This is a genomic window from Acetobacterium sp. (genome assembly GCF_041752335.1).
GTDB lineage: Bacteria > Bacillota > Clostridia > Eubacteriales > Eubacteriaceae > Acetobacterium.
Genome location: NZ_JBGSHG010000055.1, coordinates 1 through 18,797, shown reverse-complemented (window position 1 = coordinate 18,797; position 18,797 = coordinate 1). Strand labels below are relative to the sequence as shown.

General features: G+C 43.1%; 16 protein-coding genes and 1 riboswitch. Of the genes, 4 read left to right on the top strand and 12 right to left on the bottom strand.

The annotated features are described in order from the left end of the window. The 7 genes from hemC to ACEW8F_RS07380 all read right to left on the bottom strand — a co-directional run. A partial coding sequence (gene hemC / locus ACEW8F_RS07410; protein ID WP_373482841.1) for a hydroxymethylbilane synthase occupies positions 1 to 1,775 on the bottom strand: 1,775 nt, incomplete at its 3' end. 18 nt (positions 1,776 to 1,793) lie between these two features. Beyond that, positions 1,794 to 2,381: a bifunctional precorrin-2 dehydrogenase/sirohydrochlorin ferrochelatase gene (locus ACEW8F_RS07405; protein ID WP_373482840.1), complete on the bottom strand. Its 588-nt coding sequence runs from the start codon at positions 2,379 to 2,381 to the stop codon at positions 1,794 to 1,796. Continuing rightward, positions 2,359 to 3,651 (bottom strand): glutamyl-tRNA reductase, encoded by a 1,293-nt coding sequence (gene hemA / locus ACEW8F_RS07400; protein ID WP_373482839.1) that lies wholly within the window; start codon positions 3,649 to 3,651, stop codon positions 2,359 to 2,361. Before hemA ends, ACEW8F_RS07405 begins: the two co-directional genes overlap by 23 nt. Continuing rightward, positions 3,626 to 4,468, bottom strand: coding sequence for an energy-coupling factor ABC transporter ATP-binding protein (locus ACEW8F_RS07395; protein ID WP_373482838.1), 843 nt, complete (start codon positions 4,466 to 4,468; stop codon positions 3,626 to 3,628). The genes hemA and ACEW8F_RS07395 overlap by 26 nt, the downstream gene beginning before the upstream one ends. Then, the gene (gene cbiQ, locus ACEW8F_RS07390) at positions 4,461 to 5,162 is read right to left on the bottom strand and encodes a cobalt ECF transporter T component CbiQ (RefSeq protein WP_373482837.1); all 702 of its coding nucleotides are present in this window, start codon (positions 5,160 to 5,162) and stop codon (positions 4,461 to 4,463) included. Before cbiQ ends, ACEW8F_RS07395 begins: the two co-directional genes overlap by 8 nt. 31 nt (positions 5,163 to 5,193) lie before the next feature. Beyond that, positions 5,194 to 5,493 carry an energy-coupling factor ABC transporter substrate-binding protein gene (locus tag ACEW8F_RS07385; protein WP_373482836.1) on the bottom strand — a complete coding sequence of 100 codons (300 nt, stop codon included), beginning with the start codon at positions 5,491 to 5,493 and terminating at the stop codon, positions 5,194 to 5,196. After that, a complete protein-coding gene (locus ACEW8F_RS07380; protein ID WP_373482835.1) occupies positions 5,471 to 6,217 on the bottom strand; it encodes an energy-coupling factor ABC transporter permease in 747 nt (248 codons plus the stop codon). The genes ACEW8F_RS07385 and ACEW8F_RS07380 overlap by 23 nt, the downstream gene beginning before the upstream one ends. Before the next feature lie 172 nt (positions 6,218 to 6,389). Further along, positions 6,390 to 6,570: riboswitch (cobalamin riboswitch) on the bottom strand. A 204-nt stretch (positions 6,571 to 6,774) separates the two neighbouring features. Between ACEW8F_RS07380 and ACEW8F_RS07375 the strand changes: the two genes are divergently transcribed. Continuing rightward, a complete protein-coding gene (locus tag ACEW8F_RS07375; RefSeq protein ID WP_373482834.1) occupies positions 6,775 to 8,808 on the top strand; it encodes a putative bifunctional diguanylate cyclase/phosphodiesterase in 2,034 nt (677 codons plus the stop codon). Positions 8,809 to 8,834: 26 nt separating this feature from the next. Here the strand turns inward: ACEW8F_RS07375 and ACEW8F_RS07370 are convergent, their stop codons facing one another. From ACEW8F_RS07370 to ACEW8F_RS07350, 5 genes are all read right to left on the bottom strand, one after another. Then, the gene (locus ACEW8F_RS07370; protein ID WP_373482833.1) at positions 8,835 to 10,820 is read right to left on the bottom strand and encodes an FtsX-like permease family protein; all 1,986 of its coding nucleotides are present in this window, start codon (positions 10,818 to 10,820) and stop codon (positions 8,835 to 8,837) included. Continuing rightward, positions 10,813 to 11,580 carry an ABC transporter ATP-binding protein gene (locus ACEW8F_RS07365; protein WP_373482832.1) on the bottom strand — a complete coding sequence of 256 codons (768 nt, stop codon included), beginning with the start codon at positions 11,578 to 11,580 and terminating at the stop codon, positions 10,813 to 10,815. Before ACEW8F_RS07365 ends, ACEW8F_RS07370 begins: the two co-directional genes overlap by 8 nt. A 123-nt stretch (positions 11,581 to 11,703) precedes the next feature. Further along, a complete protein-coding gene (locus tag ACEW8F_RS07360) occupies positions 11,704 to 12,714 on the bottom strand; it encodes a sensor histidine kinase (RefSeq protein WP_373482831.1) in 1,011 nt (336 codons plus the stop codon). Between the two features lie 12 nt (positions 12,715 to 12,726). Then, positions 12,727 to 13,401: a response regulator transcription factor gene (locus ACEW8F_RS07355; protein WP_373482830.1), complete on the bottom strand. Its 675-nt coding sequence runs from the start codon at positions 13,399 to 13,401 to the stop codon at positions 12,727 to 12,729. A 235-nt stretch (positions 13,402 to 13,636) separates the two neighbouring features. After that, positions 13,637 to 15,151 (bottom strand): DUF5050 domain-containing protein, encoded by a 1,515-nt coding sequence (locus ACEW8F_RS07350; protein ID WP_373482829.1) that lies wholly within the window; start codon positions 15,149 to 15,151, stop codon positions 13,637 to 13,639. Positions 15,152 to 15,997: 846 nt separating this feature from the next. Between ACEW8F_RS07350 and ACEW8F_RS07345 the strand changes: the two genes are divergently transcribed. From ACEW8F_RS07345 to ACEW8F_RS07335, 3 genes are all read left to right on the top strand, one after another. After that, positions 15,998 to 17,665 (top strand): chitobiase/beta-hexosaminidase C-terminal domain-containing protein, encoded by a 1,668-nt coding sequence (locus tag ACEW8F_RS07345; RefSeq protein ID WP_373482828.1) that lies wholly within the window; start codon positions 15,998 to 16,000, stop codon positions 17,663 to 17,665. A gap of 193 nt (positions 17,666 to 17,858) precedes the next feature. Then, complete coding sequence (locus ACEW8F_RS07340; protein ID WP_373482827.1) at positions 17,859 to 18,155, top strand: hypothetical protein; 297 nt, start codon at positions 17,859 to 17,861, stop codon at positions 18,153 to 18,155. A gap of 86 nt (positions 18,156 to 18,241) precedes the next feature. Next, positions 18,242 to 18,670, top strand: coding sequence for a hypothetical protein (locus ACEW8F_RS07335; RefSeq protein WP_373482826.1), 429 nt, complete (start codon positions 18,242 to 18,244; stop codon positions 18,668 to 18,670). Positions 18,671 to 18,797: the final 127 nt, after the last annotated feature.

The window sequence follows — 18,797 nt, the reverse complement described above, 5'->3', positions numbered from 1 at the left end:
GGGACAATTTTGATGGTTGGGAATTCAATGGCATTGCCACCCAACTCCGTGATCTTTTCAACCATCTGGGAGCTTTGTTCCCGAGATCGGGTGATAATAATATTTTTTCCAAACAATGGTTTTTCATCGAAGAACCGCAGTTTTTGGCGTTTATTGACGACTTCGCCGACCACAATCAGGCTGGGAGCCGTGATTTTTGCTGCGGTGGCAATGTCATAGATGGTGGTCAGATTTCCGGTCACGACCCGCTGATAAGGGGTGGAGGCGCGATGGACCACAGCCACCGGCATTTCCGGATTCATGCCATTTTTAACCAGTTCGTCACAAATCTTTTCCAGATTTTTGACGCCCATTAAAAAGACAATGGTGCCTTTGAGCTTGCCCAATACCGGCCAGTCCAGATCCGATGAGCCGTCGTAGGCGTTGGATTTTAAATGCCCGGTGATGACATGGAACGAAGACACACAATCCCGGTGGGTAATGGGAATCCCGGCATAGGCCAGTCCGCCGATAACCGAGGTAATCCCGGGGATCACTTCAAAGGGAACGCCCGCGTCGTAGAGGTCTTCCCCTTCTTCGCCACCCCGGCCAAAGACATAGGGATCGCCGCCTTTTAGGCGCAGGACCAGTTTGCCTTCCAGGCCTTTTTGGACGAGTAAAGCATTGATATCTTCCTGACGCATGGCATGATTGCCGGCCCGTTTGCCGACATAGACAATTTCGGCATCGGCGCGGGCGTCGTTTAGAAAACTTTCATTGACCAGGGCATCATAAACCACCACATCGGCTTTGGTTAAAATATCTTTAGCTTTAACGGTTAAGAGACCGGGGTCCCCGCAACCGCCGCCGGCCAGATAGACCTTTCCCGGTTTTGTATGTACATCTTTATAACATGCTGCTGCTAATTGTTTTCCCAAATTTTCTGCCTCCTCAGGTGCTCCCTTAATGGATCGGGTGACCACATGACTGCCGTCTTCCAGGCCATAAAGTCCGTACAGTACAACGGTATCTTTTTTTATTTCACAAAATGCGCCCACCGGAATATGACAGCTGCCATTGAGGGCATTTAAAAAACTTCGTTCGGCGTTCATCTGAATGATGGTGTCTGGATCACTGATGGCGGCCATCAGATCTTTGACTGTCTCATTGTCTTCGCGGACTTCCACCGCCAGGATTCCCTGGGCTGGCGCCGGGATAAAGGTGTTCTCCGGCAAGGTCACGGTCTGGTAGGCGGGATCTGCCAGACGGCCAATCCGTTTCAGACCGGCAGCGGCCAGAATGATGCCATCCAATTGCAGCTCCTGCATTTTGCGAATCCGGGTATCGATGTTGCCACGAATTCCCACGATTTCCACGTCCGGCCGCAGCTTTTGCAGCTGACAGATCCGCCGTTTGCTGCCGGTTGCTACCACTGCGCCTGGTGGTAACTGATCCAGGGTGGTAATCTGATGGGGCGTCAGCAGAACATCGCGGGGATCTTCGCGAACGGTTGGAACCGTCAACATCAGGCCTTCCGGCAATTTTGACGGCATATCCTTCATACTGTGGATGGCCATATCGATCTCACCGGATAACAGCGCATCTTCCAGCTCCTTGGTAAACAAGCCCTTGTCGCCGATTTTATCAAGTGGTTTATCCTGAACCAGATCGCCCTTTGTTTTAATAATCACCATTTCGAAGTTTATCTGCGGGTGAGCTTTGGCCAGGACATCAATCAGCCACTGGCTTTGGGTGCGGGCCAGGGTACTGCCCCTTGTTCCAACTTTTATATTCATTTATCTTATCTCCAATTGTCAGTTATTTCCTAGTTTTGACCTCAGTTCCACATTGGAACATCGGGACAATTCTTTAAGTTTTGCGGATTTTTCGTGCGGCGAACCATCGCCAGCTAAAACGGCCTGACGCAGTAATCGCAGTAAGGCTGTTTTTTCAGTGTAACTGTCATCATAGCGGTCGGCCAGTTCGTCGACAATGCACTTCGTTAAAAAAGGACTGGCCCCTTCGGTACAGACCGACAGGGTTAGATCGCCCCGGCGAATGACGCTGGGGAAAATGAAATCCGAATCATCCGGATCATCCACCCGGTTACACCAAATTTTTTGGGATTGGCAGTCCATTTTGATTTGCTGATTCAACTCGCGATTATCGGTTGCCGCCACTGCCAGATCGATATCAACAAGCTGTTCCTTGTGATAGCAGGCATTGATCAGAGTCAGCTGATGATTCTCGGTTTTGATGATCGCCTCAGAAAAATCAGGACTGACCGCAATAACCTGCATGCCGTTTTCCAATAAGGTGACAATTCGTCTGGCCGCAACCTTGCCGCCGCCAACCACCAGCACCTTTTTGTGGTTTAAGTTAAATAACAGCGGTGTCATCATGGTTCTGTTCTTCCAATGGTTTTTTGTCCTGGATTCCCGGGAACAGATAGGTCACGGTTTTCTCGATGCCGATAATTTCCTCTTCACACTCCAGCGACTTAAGCTGTTTAATCGGTGGCATCACCATTTCCCGGAATTTGGAGCGGATCACCTTGGCCAGATACACTTCTTCTTTTTCAGTCAGCTTTAACCGGCCACAGAGATTTTCAATGGTTTCCTCAGCCAGTTGCCGGGAGGTTTCGTTCAAATCCCGGACCATATTATCAACCTTGGCGTGGGTCACCCAGGACAGCAGTCCATCGATTTCATCCTGAATTTCGGCCGCTATTTTTTTGGCGATCTTGACCCGATAAGCCATTTTTTCATCCATGATATTTTTAAAATCATCAATGGTCAGCAGTTCGACCTTATCCAGGCTGCCGACTGCTTCTTCGACATCCCGGGGCAGCGCTAAATCGATTATCGTCAGCGGTTTGCCCAGCGGCTTCATTTCATCGGCCTTTAAAATAACATGGGGTGATGCGGTGGCGGTAATGATCACATCCATCTCGGGAATGATTGCATAGCGGTCTTCATAGTGAATCATCTGGACGTTTTCATGAATCGCTTCACATTCATGCATATTATGAAAGGTTCGGTTGGTCATGTAGGGGTTCTGAAAGCCTTCTGCCTTCATATAGCGCAGCGCCAGCACGCCCATTTTCCCGGACCCGATGATCAGTATTTTTTTATCCCCATAATCTTCGGGATACACCCGTTTGATATGCTTTACTGCGGTTGAACTTAAGGATAAGGGGGTTTCCGATATTTTATAGTCGGTTTTCACTTTTTTGGTAAAGGTTATCGCTTCGCGAAACATTTTCGTCAGGTATTTGCCACAACCCTTAACGGCCTGGGATTTTTCCAGGGCATCCTTGACCTGGCCCAAAATCTGATCTTCCCCCAGAATCATGGAGTCCAGACCGGTAACCACCTCATAGAGATGGACCATCGCTTCCCGCTCTTTTTTGACAAAAAGATAGGGTGCCAGTTCTGCCGATTTTTCACTGAGATAAAAATCAGTTAAGATTTCCCCGGCCGCGTCGATATTTCGGGTCGACACGTAGATCTCACTGCGGTTACAGGTCGAAAGAATGATCACCTCGGCAATGTCCTTTTCATTCAAAAGAGTCCGGATGGCTTCATTCAGGGTGCGATGGAGAAACGCCCCTTTTTCCCGAATTTCCAAAGGCGTATCCTTATGATTAATTCCCGCTACTACCAGTTTCATCCGTTTGAACCTCCTTTTTCTGATTCCTGATCGCTTCTTCCAGGGCGGCAATGCTGCGAAACCCTTTAATCCCCAGACACTGTTCCAAACGGGTCATCGTTGCCTGTTCCAGACTGGCGGTTTCCAGGGCTTCGGTGTTTTTGAAAACCGCGGTGGTTTCACCTTCCACCAGCACGCCACCATGATGAAGCACATAGGTATAGTCGCAAAACTCATAAATAAAATCCATATCATGGCTGGATAAAATAATCTTGATGCCTTTGGCTAAAGCTCCTTTGATGATGGCTTTAACCCCAGCCTTGCTTTTGGGATCCAACCCTAAGGTGGGTTCATCCATCAGGATGATCTCCGGTTCAACGGCTAAAACCCCGGCCATCGCCACCCGTTTCTTTTGTCCATAGCTGAGATAATGGACTGGTCGATCGGCCAAAAGCGAGATTCCGGTGGCTTCCATGGCCGCCTGCACCCGCTGATCAATGACCTCCGCTGCCATGCCCATGTTTCTCAGGGCAAAGGCCACATCATCATATATTCCGGAATAAAAGACCTGCTTATCCGATTCCTGGATAACCAGCCCAATCGATTTGCGAAATTCATAGAGATTTTTTTTCTTATAGGATAAGGGTTCTTCCTTAAAAAAAACGGTTCCAACCGTTGGCTTGATCAGCCCAATCAAGGCCGACATTAGGGTCGATTTTCCAGCACCGTTTTCACCGATGAGGGCGATGCAATTGCCCCTGGTTCCGTCAATCGACACGCTTTTGAGGGCGGTAGTGCCGTCCGGATATTGATAAGTTAAATTTTCTGTTTTAATCATTTTTAAGACCTTTCCGATAGCTTACATGAAAGTCTCCCTGATATTGTTTTAATTCCAGGGTTTGGGTCATCTCCTCGTAGCTCTGGATGGCCATGAGAAATAAATTACTTAACATCATTGCGATGGATTGGATCGCGACTCTTAAATTACGATAGCCAAACCGCAGTTCCTGGGCGGTTGCCATGACTTTAATTTTATCCCAGTAATCAAAGATGAAGCGGTAGGTTAAAATAAATATTTCTAAAAAAGTATTGCTGATATGAGCTTTTTTCATGACTCCGGCAATCTGCATCACCGGGGTTGTATATATTAAAAAAAGCATACAGGAAACGCCTGACATCGCTCGGCAGAAAACCAGGCTGGCCAGCACCAGATTGGTGGTGGTGATGCCGATGGTAAATTGAAAAAAGTCAAATGCGAACAAGTAATCGCCGCCACCCTTAGAGATGGTAAACAATAGCGCCAGGGCTCCGGGGATAATAAAGAGGGAATCAAAGACCAGCGTATGCAGATAGATTCGCACCGGAATTTTTGCCCACAGCAGGGTACAACCCACCATAACACCAAAAACCCCTGCCATATACAGGGGTTCATTGATAAAAAACACCGAAAGAAGCATGACTAATGAAACCACTACCTTAACATTAGGATTGGCATTGCTGAGTTTATTGGTATGGGCAAAACGATCAATCATGTTAGTCTCCTAAGCTGCTGTTTAGTATAATTTAAGCTGATTTGTCAGCTTTTTCATTTTTTTTCGACTTTTTATAAAGGTAGAAAAAGCAGATTCCCAATCCGCCAACGCCTAAGAGCTGTTGGAAATGGAATAGGTTTTCTTCCATTTCACCGGGATCAAACAAGCTTTCAAACCACGGCACATAATTTTCATCAATTGTGGTGATGGCCGTTCCGGCGGCATCATCCGCGCCTGAAAACTCGGCGTCTGGCAAGGCAATCTGAGGGATAATAATCAGTGCGCCAATCAGCAAAATCAGAATAATTTTAGTTATCGGTGAGAGTTTCATTTGAAATAATCCCCTTTTCTTTATATTGGTAGATGGCATTGACCACCAGTACGGTTAAAATGCCTTCGATAATTGCCAGTGGTATCTGGGTAATCGCAAAGATACTTAAAAACTTAATAATTGAAGCCATAAGCCCACCGACCGGATCCGGAAAAGCCAGTCCCAGCTGGATGGAGGTGGTCACATAGGTTGCCAGATCGGCTATAAATGCTGCTAAAAAGACGGTTAAGGCTTTGGGAACATTGAGTTTTGACAACCCTTTATAAATCCCAAAAGCCACAAAAGATCCTACAATTGCCATCGAAAAGGCATTGGCGCCCAGAGTTGTCAGCCCGCCATGAGCCAGCAGCAGCGCCTGAAATAAAAGCGCAATGGTACCAACTACAACAGTGGCAAAGGGACCCAGGACAATGGCACCCAAACCGATCCCGGTCATATGAGATGAACTGCCGGTTACCGAAGGCAGTTTAAACGCTGATAAAGCAAAGGTGAAAGCCGTTGCAATCGCTAATAGGACTTTTTGCTCGGGCTTATCTTTGAATATTTTTCCCACCTGATATAATCCAAAGGCGATAAACGGCAGGGACAATACCCACCAGAAGACCGCCCAGCCGATTGGCAGAAAACCTTCCATAATATGCATAGCGTTGACTGGCTGTGCTGCCAAAACGACCATAAAAAACACAATACCGACAACGGTCATGGTTCTTTTTGTTTCTTTCATATTTATTATCATCCTCCATTTTTTTGATAACTCGCCGAAAAAAAAACCTTTCACCCACAATACTATGGGAAAAAAGGTTTATCATTACACTTATCCATTGATTCCTATCACGATAAACGTCGCTGAACCAACTTTTGTTTATGTTACTAACTTTCCTTTTCCCTGGAAGGACACTTTAGCACATCATTTTAGTAGGTTTCCTGACTTATAGCTTTTATTCTCCTTGCCTTCCCAGACAAAATGTGCCCAGTGACATATTAAGGAGACATAACTAATTACAGTGACCGGATCGTTCTGGATTCTAACCAGATTCCCTCAATGAAATTTTTCATCCTAAATGATTTTTTACATTTCTTATTTAATTGTGTTTATATTATAACATGGATAAGATAAATGTACAGGTTTTTTTAAGTGATTTAAGGCTAAAATACGGCTTTTCAGAATGGTTGCCGGCTATTTATTTTACAAACATATACTTCTATCTATCGCAATAAGGCCCGGGAAATGCTACAATAGAGCAAAATGACTGTAATCCTTTAAATCGAAGAGGTAGTGTAATGGATAACCTTAAATTTAAACGAACAATGCCCGCTGTGTTTGAGCGATTAAACGCCGCCGATGACCCTTCGCGAATATTATATTATCAGAATATTATATCCTGTATGCTTGCTGCGCCGTTGCTCTTTTTTGGAGCCTTTGCCAACATCGTGATTGTTTATTTTTTCTGGGGCAGCGATTTGACAACCGTGCTGGTGAACAGCGCGATATTTTTGCTGCTCGGCTTAACCTTTGAACTGATTTCCCGGAAAGAACTGGACAGTGCTTTATTTGATCATCTGCTTTCCCTTTCCCAATCCATCTGTCTGGCTTTTATCGTGGTCCGATACTACCACATTATCGGCCCAGCAGTATGGTCGGTTGCTTTTGTGATGATTATCATTGCCATGATGCGACTGAAAATAACGATGCTTTATTATATCGCCGCAACGACTTTTATCTGCGGACTATATGTGACCTTTCTCCTGCCTGTGGATGGTTTTCAATTTGCCCCAGTTTATTTTCTGATTCAGAATGTTCTATTCACTTTCGTATTCAGCCTGGCTACCGCAGCCTTTTACATGAACCTGAATCGGTACGATAAAGCCATGATGCGACTGACTGCAGTGATCACCCAAAAAGAAAAAATCGCCGGACTATATAAAAAATTAAATCACACCAAACAGACCCTGGCAAACCAGAATCGCGAGCTCCGGACCTCCAATGAAGAAATCCGGAAAAACGAAGAGCGCCTTCATTTTCTGGCTTATTATGATGGTTTAACCGAGCTCCCCAATCGCAAAATGATTCTGGAACGCTTGCATTTACTTGTCAGTCTTTCTGAAAATGAAAAATCAGCTTTTTTTATTGTCTTCATCGATCTGGATAATTTTAAAAAAATCAATGATACCATGGGTCATCTTTATGGTGATGACTATTTAAAATATACCGCCAAGCGTCTGCAGGAACTCGTTCATGAAGATGATTTACTGGGTCGAATGGGCGGGGACGAGTTTGCCCTGATCATTCAGCGGAACATTAAAGAAGATGCCGCCTATAACTATGTGGAACGCCTGCGCAATGAACTTTGCGATAAAATCAAAACCAGCTGCTCAGAATTTAAAGTCAGTGCCAGTTTCGGTATATCGGTCTTCCCTCAGGATGGCAAAGATCCCATTGAACTGCTTAAGAGCGCTGACACATCGATGTATAAGGCCAAAGAACTGGGACGAAACAATATTCAGTTCTTCAGACCGGATATGAAAGCAGAAATTCTCAATAAGATCCAAATGGAATCCCTGCTCCTAAAGGCCTATGAGAATAAGGAATTTTTTATTGAGTATCAGCCTCAGTTCAATGCCGTGGATCATCGCATCCGCGGCTTTGAAGCCCTGATTCGTTGGGACTCCCCCCACTATGGTCGGGTTGCCCCGATGAGCTTTATCCCCCTGGCTGAAGAAATGGGGCTGATCATCGGTATTGGCCAGTGGGTGCTGCTAACCGCCTGCCATAAATTCAAGGAATTGGATAATCGTTTTGATCAGAATCTTTGCATTTCGGTGAATGTTTCGGCGGTTCAGATGCGCGACAAGAATTTTGTCGACATTGTTAAAAAGGTTCTTGATGAAACCAACATGGATCCCAAGCAGCTGGAATTGGAAATAACCGAATCTCTTTTTATTGACCACATCGAAGAAACCATTGCCATGCTCAATGAAATAAAGTCCTTAAATGTCCGGATTTCGCTGGATGATTTCGGCACCGGGTTTTCATCCCTGAGCTATCTCAGACGACTCCCCATTGACACCTTGAAAATAGACAAATCATTTATCGATGATCTCACCGATAAGGATTCCTCAATCCGCATCGTCGGCGATATCATTTCGCTGGGTCATAATCTGGATGCCCATATTGTCGCCGAAGGCATTGAAAACAGCACCCAGTTGGATTATTTGAAAGCCAACAACTGCGATTGTATCCAGGGCTTTATGTTTGGCAAGCCCATGTGTTTCAAAGACGTAGAAGCTTTATTAGAAAAAAATCCCCTGAAATAGGGGATTTTTTGTTTGCCAAGTTATTCTTAATGTATCATCTTATAGTATGATCTGGCGGTGAGCAGATAGACAACCGTGTAAACCAAGGCATAAACGACGACGCCGACCAGGGTGCATAAAAAGATCAGCGGTATGTTGGTCAGCCGGAAGGCGGCCAGCATTTTGGTGATGACCGGGAAGGCAAAGGCGACATGGACGATGGCGCCAGCCAGGGGCAGGAAGAAGACCATCAGAATCTGTTTGCCGATGGTTTTTTTAACCTCGGTTTTATCCATTCCCACCTTCTGCATGATTTCAAACCGTTCGCTGTCCTCGTAGCCTTCGGAAATCTGTTTGAAATAAATAATCAACACTGTGGCCATCATAAACAGTGATCCCAAAAACACCCCCAAAAACAGGAAGCCGCCGAAGAAGAAATAAAGTTCTGTCAATGCTTCGTAAAGATTTTGGATGTTGATATCCGGATTGTTCTGGAGCACCGCTGTCCGCAGATTGGCGGAAAAGGCGTTGAGGGTGTCCTCATCCCCCTCAAGATTAAACATCAGGGCATGAAGGGTGGTCTGGGGATCATCGTCATTTTTCATGTTCTGATAAATGGCCTCCATGACTGCATCATCTTTAACAATCAGGTAGTAGGTATGGCCCATATCCTGGGTCTTTTTAAAGTCCATCGGAATAGCTGCGAGCTGCTCGGCAATCAGATACTGCTGATCACCAAAAACAATGGTCGGTTCGCCATAATTGTCACCGACCGAAAAAATCAGCATTTCATTTTCGGCCAGACTTTCATTGGCACCGGTTAAACGGTTATAATCGTCCAGCGGAATCAGGGTGATGTTCGAGATCCTCTCGTAATACATGGCATCGGTGCTTTCGTCCGCGACCATATCCTTCAGAAAATGACCGCCTTCTTGAAAAGCTCGAAAATGAGCCAGATCAAAAGAAATTTCATTGTTACTCCTCACCTTTAATTTATCTTTTTCTGATTCAACAATCGCTTCAACTGCAGCGAAATCGGTATTAGCTGCTTCACCGACAATGCTGACATCCAGCGGATAAAAATCCCGTCGCATCCCTTCCTGACCAATATACAGAGACACGGTGGTGGACAGGGTGACCAGCACCATGGTGCTCAGGATACAGATATTAGCCAACCCCACCGCGTTTTGTTTCATCCGGTATATCATCCCCGACACCGAAATGAAATTCCGGGACTGATAATAGAAACGTTTATTCTTTTTCAATTGTTTCAGCAGGGTAATGCTCCCGGAGATAAACAACGCATAGGTGCCGATGATAACAAACACCACCGCCACAAAGAAAAGCAACAACGCCTCAAGTGGGGTTTCCACCGAAAGGGCAATCCCGTAGCCAGTGCCCAAAGAAACAATCCCGATCAGTGTGACGATCCAGGAAGATTTTGGTTCCTTCTCGCCATGTTGCCCACCTTTTAGTAGATCAATGGGATTACTGAGTTTTACCTGTAAGAAATTTGTCAACAGGGTCAAGCCAAAGATGGCCAGAAAAACCCCGGTGGTGATCAACAGCCCCCAATAATCAATATGAAAGCTTAAGGGACTTTTGAAATGAACGACATTCAGCAATAACAGGAACAGTAGTTTCCCAATCAGGATCCCGCCGATCAGTCCCAGACTCAGGCTGATGACCGTCACAAAGATGGTCTCATAGAATAGCACCCGGGCGATATGCTTCTTTTCCAGCCCCAGGATGCTGTATAAACCCAGTTCCTTTTTACGTCGTTTGATTAAAAAACTATTGGTGTAAAAAAGAAAGATGACCGCAAAGATGCCAATCACGATGATGCCCAGAAAAAGAATCATCTTTAAATTTATCGATCCGGGCATTTGATCCAGTCCCTTGTTGCTGTGGATCGAAACCATGGTATAAAAAGCCATGATCGAGCCGATGCAGGTCAGAATATAGGGAATATAGGTATTCCCGTTTTTCTTGAGATTGACCAGTGCCAGTTTGGGATAAAAAAACTTATTCAAGATCCTCACCTCCGGAAGCCAACACCGACAGGGTAAAGGATATTTTCTGATACATATCGTCGTTGCTCATCGAACCCCGATAGATCTGATTGTAAATTTCGCCGTCCTTGATAAACAAGACCCGGTTGGCATGACTGGCTGCCGCCACCGAGTGGGTGACCATCAGGATCGTCTGACCCAGATCATTGATGGCTGCAAAAATCTTCAGCAGATTCATGGCTGCCTTGGAATCCAAGGCGCCGGTGGGCTCATCAGCCAGCACCAGTTTGGGTCTCGTAATCAGCGCCCGAGCCACCGCGGCCCGCTGTTTTTGCCCGCCGGAAACCTCATAGGGGAATTTTTGCAGAATATCTTCAATTTCCAACCGCTTAGAAAGGGGCTGGAGCCGGCTGTTCATTTCCTGATAATTTTTTTGGGCCAGCACCAGCGGCAAAAAGATATTATCCTGAAGCGAAAAGGTATCTAACAGATTGAAGTCCTGAAACACAAAGCCCAGGTTATCCCGACGGAAGGCTGAGATCTCACTGTCCTTGATGGTGACAATGTTTTTGCCATCCAGAAATACTTCGCCGCTGGTGGGTTTATCCAGGGAGGCCAGAATATTGAGCAGGGTTGTTTTTCCCGAACCGGATTCCCCCATAATGGCCACATATTCGCCCTGTTCCACCGAAAAACTGACGTTGGACAACGCCTGGACCTGATTCCCGCCAAACCGGGTGGTATAAATTTTCTTTAAATTCTTTACTTCGAGTAATCGCATTCTTTTTCTCCCTGATCTGAAATTTTATTTTATCGATAACCAAAGTATAGCTAAAAAGAAAGGTACCGGCCATCGCTTTGCCTTACATTTCGGCTGTCAATCTTACACTTTTGTAAGGTTGCTTTATAACGCTTCAAACCCTCGGGTCGCCAGATCAATGCTGACCCGGGTCCCCTGGCCGACCTGGGAGGTTACAGTGATGGTATGGGAGAGTTTATCAAGCACCTGCTGACAGAGATAAAGACCGATGCCAGTGGATTTTTTATCCATTCTGCCGTTATAGCCGGTAAAGCCCCGGTCAAAAATCCGGGCTATGTCTTCTGCCCGGATGCCGACGCCGGTATCTTCAATGATCAGGGTTTTTTCTGACTGGTCATCCAGATAAATGGAAATCTTGCCCTGATTGGTGTACTTCAGGGCATTGGAAATAAGCTGCTCCAGCACAAAGACCAGCCATTTTTCGTCAGTTAAAACCCGGCAATTCAGTTCTGCCAACTCCAGCGCTATTTTTTTATTGATAAAAATAATACCATATTTTTTCACGGCCTGTCGGACAATGTCAGCCAAATCGTATTCGACCAAAATCAAATCCGAGGACATGCTTTCCAGCCGTAAATACTGGAGTACCATCTCCACGTATTGTTCGATCTTAAAAAGTTCCTGCCCATAGGCGCGGGTGCGTTCCCGGTCACCCTCTTCGGTCTGGAGCAGCAGCCCGATAGCCGAGATGGGGGTTTTAATCTGATGGGCCCATAAGGTGTAGTAGTCTATCATATCGGTTTGGCGATTATCAAACTGGGAGATCAGTTCAGCGCGGTTCTCAGCCAGCACCCGGATCAGGGTTTGATAGTCGCTTTCCAACAGATCCCGGGGCTTGGGCAGTTCCCCCACCCCGGCCGTTGCCGCATTGATCGCGGCTGTCAGACGCTGATGTTTTTGATAAAAACGCCAAAAATCCAGGCCGGTAAAAATTACTGCCAGCGCGGTCACCAGTTCAGCGCTATAAACAATGGGCTCCAGCGGCAGATAATAGAGGGCATAGACCAGCGCAAACACCATCATAAATAAAACAAAGGCTGCGATTACCTTAATCCGACTTTTCAGGTAGGCTCCAAATAGATAAGCTGTTTTCATTTTAAACCTCGCTTAATCCCCAATTAAATAGCCAATGCCTTTTTTGGTGGCAATAAAATCTGCCAGTCCGGCCTCATCCAGTTTTTTTCGCAGCCTGGCAATATTGACCGTCAAGGTATTGTCATCGACAAAACAGTCACTGTCCCAGAGCCGTTTCATGATCACATCCCGGGATACCACCTTGCCCTTGTTTTCCAGCAAAATCTGCAGGGTCTTGAATTCGTTTTTGCTCAGTTCCACTTTTTGATCGGCATAGAGTATGCTGGCTTCGCCGAGATTCAGAATCGCACCCTTATGTTCCAGCAGGCTGACCTGTCCCTGAAAGGAGTAGGTCCGCCGCAGCAGGGCCTGAATTTTTGCCACCACCACTGTTAGATCGAAGGGCTTGGCAATAAAATCATCCCCACCCATATTCATAGCCATCACAATATTCATGTTGTCGCTGGTGGATGAGATAAAAATTATCGGCACCTTGGAAATCCTGCGGATTTCACTGCACCAATGGTAGCCACTAAAAAATGGCAGCGAAATATCCAAAAGAACCAGCTGAGGATCATAGGCCACAAACTGATCCAGAATATGATGAAAATCCGCAACTATTTGGGTTTCCAGTTCCCATTTATCCAAATGATTTTTCAGTGCCTTGGCAATAATCTGATCGTCTTCGATAATTAGTATTTTATACATGCGAACCATCCTATCTCTTTCTGATCGCAGGCAAAGCAAAACACACGCGCTTCGTTGCCGCTTATGCACCATTATAAATCAAATCAACCAAATTTAAAAATGCAACTCGAATTTCTCCAACAAATTTATTCTTGGGTATCATATTTAAACTCCCGATCGTTTTCTGACAGGGAGTTTAAAGTATATATTTAGTTTGACCCACACTCCAGGCCTTCATAACGAGGATAGCATCGATCTACTCTACTTTTTGCCGATCCGATCCATCTGTACGGATTTTAAAAATCGCTGAGTTTTCGTAGTTGGTTGAATAATAGATCCAATTATCAATTACATTAATATGATAAGACTTTTCATTATTCAATTTTGTTTTACTTGTCCCATCACAGCGAATTTTATAAAGGCATTCATTATCTTCTTTATCGTTAAAATAAATCCAGTTATCGACAATATTGATTGTTCCGCAGATTTCATCGAGAACCTTCATTTCTTTTGTTCCATCAGCACTCATCTTATATAATCGGTACTGATCACTAAACCTGGGGTAATAAATCCAATCATCAACAAAATTAAAATAGTATGAATTTTGATCATCCATTTTCGTATATTCACTACCATCTGTTTTTATTTTACGGAGAGCACCGACATTCATTGCCTCACTAAAATAGATCCAGTCACCGCTAACGTAAAAACAGCAAGCCAAAATTTCAGTGATTTTTGTTTTTTCGGTACCATCAGTTTTCATTTTATAAATAGTGCGCCAGTCATCAGAATTATTGAAGTAGATCCAATCCCCGGAAACAAGAATTTCATTTTGTAAATATGATTTAAGAATAGTTGTATCACTGTTTAACAGTGTTCTATTAGTCCCATCCGTTTTGACCTTATAAATGGAATCATTTATTCCATTTCTGTAATATACCCAGTCATCAATTACATTAATATAAAGTGTATCCTCACTGTTCAGTTTCGTTTTTTCTGTTCCATCATTTCTGATTTTATAAAGCGATCCATTGTCATTACTATTCCGATAAAAAATCCAATCTCCCTGTTGTGTTACCAGACCATTATTTACACTGTTACCTGAAGTATTTCCCTGAACCAAACTTTTCATCAATATTTCATATTTAGTTTGTTCCGTGGCCTTAAATGCTTGGGTACATAAAGTTCGTACTGACCCTAGGTTCTTCCCAAGTCTCTGATAGACATTGATTAGCTGATCGTAAAGATCTATTAATTCAGACTTGTTAGTTGTTTTTTCAATATCAAGCTGTAATAAGGTCATTGTCTCTTCTAAAAGTTTTTCAGATTCGACTAACTTTTCGGTATTGTCATATACCTCAACCAAGAGCAAGTTTGTTTTGCCACTAGCGGCGATCTGCCTTGCTTCAATTAATACTTCCTCTGCTTCGGTATACTTTTGAGTAGCGACATAAACTTCAGCCTTACCTTCATACGCTGATATCTGCTTTGAATCAATGTCAATGACATCATTAAAAGCTATGATTGCTTCTTCATATTTACCTTCATCCAGATATTGCTGCCCCAGTTCTAGCGTTTTGTTAATTTCATCATTTTTCATTTGTGTCATAATCAGAAAAACCGACAGAACAAGAATGCTTAGAATCACCACCAAGCCTAGGCACAGATAAATTTTTTTACGGTTTAGATTAGTGGTTGACTGTGTTTCATTATATAATTCTTCCGTTTTATCGCAGTCAATCAGTGGTTGAATTTCCTGTTTTTTTAACATAGATACTCCTATTCATCAGCTTCTTTCCTAGTAACACCGCATCAGTCTATTCGCCGATATACTCCCCCCAATTGATTTTCAGATTCTTAACATCATTATCTGCCAAACAACCTGCGATTCTTTTCTTGAATCCAAGAACTAAAAAGTATATCTTGTCTCCGGCGATATTTATTAGCGAAAGTGCTGTTGATCCATTTTTTTGTAAATTAACTTCTTTTATTGTTCCGTATGCCGCCATCTGTTCATTAATTTGTGAAATGATTGTTGATACCTCGCTTCCATCTAAATTTCATTCGTTTTATAGATAAATGTTTTTTCAAGTACTTTTTGCCACCCTTTCTGTATTTATATTTTACAACAAACAGATCAAAAATCCAAATGATCAAAATAAATCATTTTATTGTTGATATTAAAAAATGCCACCTGAACGGAATTCAAAGGGATAAAGTCCATTTCTTCAATCGATGCATTATAAAATATCATTCATAAGCATATAAACAAAATCATCCGTTGCTCTAAGTGTAACGTTATCACTGAAGTTTTCGATTAACCATTCCTGCAGGGTTCCATCCAATTTAACCCAATAATAACTGGTTTGTCATTTCCAGTATCGTTAACAGATTAAAGCTACTTTATAAATGTTGAATTTTTATTGCGAAATATTGTTACCTTTCAATACTGACATAAGCTAAAGATTATGTCATTTTTTTTACATTAAAACAACCATAGTTTCAAAATTATCAACAATCTGATTGATTTTTTAGCCTTGAGTCTGCTATACTCATCTTAAAAGAATCTTAAGATTTTTTAAGTTTATATAAATTCAGTTTAATTCGAGAGGGTAAAGTGAAAAATCCAAATAATAAAAACGAAAATACGGCAAGACAGACGGAAAAAATCTCAAAGCCAGAATTAGAACACCAAACCGACCTTCTAATTGAAGATAAAAAATACTCTTCGCTAATTCCAAATGATTGTGCCGAAAAAACCGAAGTTCTTGCTGATTTCGATGATAATACGCCCAAACAGAATCAAGCTGATCATGAAAACGAATCTTCTCTTGAGACGAATTTAAGTGACACTGATAATCCACTCTTGAATGAAATCTGTGAAAACTATTCGCTGAATAGCTCATTCAGTGATGAGGAAACTCATGATTCAGAGGAAGAACCAACCGAATCACTAATGAATGAAGTTACTCTAAAATCAAATAAAAATAAGCAATGCTATCTCATCCTTGGTACTGGCATCGTTATTTGTATCATCGCCGCTCTTGCCTTTTTCATTCCGGCTCAAATGAAGGCTACTGAGATCAACAAATGTCTTGATCTGGGTGAACAATATCTGGAAGAAGGCAAATATGAAGAAGCCATCCTTGCATTTGACGAGGTCATCGCCATCGAACCGAAGCTAGTGGCTGCCTATGAAGGAAAAGGTTCTGCCAACATTGGCTTAAAAAACTTCACTGAGGCAGAAGTACAACTCGAAACAGCCAAGTCCATTGAGTATACAGACAACGGAAAAGCGCTAATGTCCGATGTCTATATCAATACCGAACGTAAAGATCTGGCCAAATCGCTACTGGATGAACTCATCAATCACAACCCGGAAGAAACCCGAGTCATTGTTTATGTATCAAAGTTGTATACCCAACTCAATGAGTATGCCAAAGTTATTGAGCTCCTGGAAAAGAAAATTGCAACTACCACGGATCAAGAAGAACTCAAAATAATCTATGATGCATTAATCAATGCCTTCGTTAAAGCCGGTAAAACCGAATCCGAAATCATTGCCCTCCTGGAACGAGCCGCAAAAGCGACTGGCGATCAAAGCTACCTCGATAAAAAAGCCAGTTATATCGTAAAAAAACCAAGTTTCAGCCTGACACCGGGTGAATACCAGGGCATCCAGTCACTGGAAATTATAAAAGGTAGTTCAACTGATAAAGCCTATTACACCATCGATGGCAGTGAACCCAGTATTGCGTCTACTGAATATACAGCACCCATTGCCCTTCAAGCCGGTGAAATCACTGTGAAAATGATGGAAGTAAATGAAGCTGGCGTAAAATGCCCGGTTGCGGAAGGAAAATATATCATTAAACAAAATAAGCTCACAAATGGAGAATTTATTGATAAACTTTCTGGGGTTTGGTATAGATATGCTGACCAAGACTGCATTCTCAATATTACAAATACAGAGTTGCGATTTTGGGTAAAATACAGCCCAGGCTGGGGAAGTTATGAAATATTAAGTACCACTGAAAAAGGAGGTACGATCCGAATAGCTGATTACAAGGTCGAAGGTGTTAAACAAGTTCCAGTGGAATATGAATTTGATTTTGGCACCCCTGGCGATAACAAAATAAGTATTCGATTGCTTACCGGCGATGTTGCGAATAGTGATGCATGGTTTGAATACACTGCCGCACAGGATATTGGTAATAATCGTTATCAGTTACCTTCTGATTTCAAATCACCCTATGTCAATAATGGAATTGTTACTATTCAGTAATATTGGTTAGCGTGTCAAAAATAGTTTTTGCCATAATTGCATGCAATATGTTGACTATGATCTCACATATAATCGATATTTTGCATATCAAATGGCTTGAGTTTTGACACCTCAATTAATTATAATTCATCAAATTTTTTATGCTGTCGCCTTAACATCACTGTCTTCAAATATTCTGTTGGAGGAAAAAAGAATGAGTGATCAAAATAATACAAATAAACTTCCACGTGATATAAGTAATATCGAATCATTAGAGACAGATACCAATAGTACTGAAAAACGCTATCATGACGAAGAAGAGATAACCGAAGATCTGCTGTGTGAAACCCTTCCCCCTCAAAAACAGCGAAAAAAACTTTTTATTATTATTGGTGTGGTAGCAGGAATTTTTATTCTCACTGCCCTTGCCTTCGTTATCCCTGCTCAGATGAAAACATCTGAAATCAATAAGGCCCTTGATCTCGGCGAAAAAATACCTGGAAGATGGTAACTATGAAGAAGCGATCCTCGCTTACGATCATGCTATTGCTATTGACAACAAAATTACCGCCCCCTATGTGGGAAAAGCTGAGGTCTATGTTGCCTACCCAAGACTATGAAAAGGCCGAGACAGTTCTGCTTGAAGCCAAGAACATTGCCCCTGATCCGCAAACGAATCTACTACTGATTGCGGTATACGACAGCACCAAAAAGACTGACGAGGCTGACAAACTCCTATCTGAAACTGCCGCAATATTAGAAACCAGCATTGCCCAAACAAAAAACAAAACCGAATTGGTCACGCTTTATGATCAGCTCATCCCAATTTATCAGCGCCTGGGAAAAGATTTTGAAACCATTAAAACTCTTTGTCAGGACGCTTTGGCAAAAACAGGGGATCCCAAATATGAACAATTGATAAAGGTACTGACTGTCGGTAATACCCAAAGCAATATTTCAAATCGTGGTTATGCTGCTTATTATGATGGCGCCTCTTATTTTTCAGTCGATAATTGTGTTTGGTAAAATATTAGTTAAGCAAAAGGTCTCCAAAAAGTTGTGCACCCATTAAGGTGGTTTCGAAGCAAAGAGCCATTGTCAATACCGATCAAATGCGTTACCTTTAAAGATGTCCAGTCTCTAAGAAAGGTAA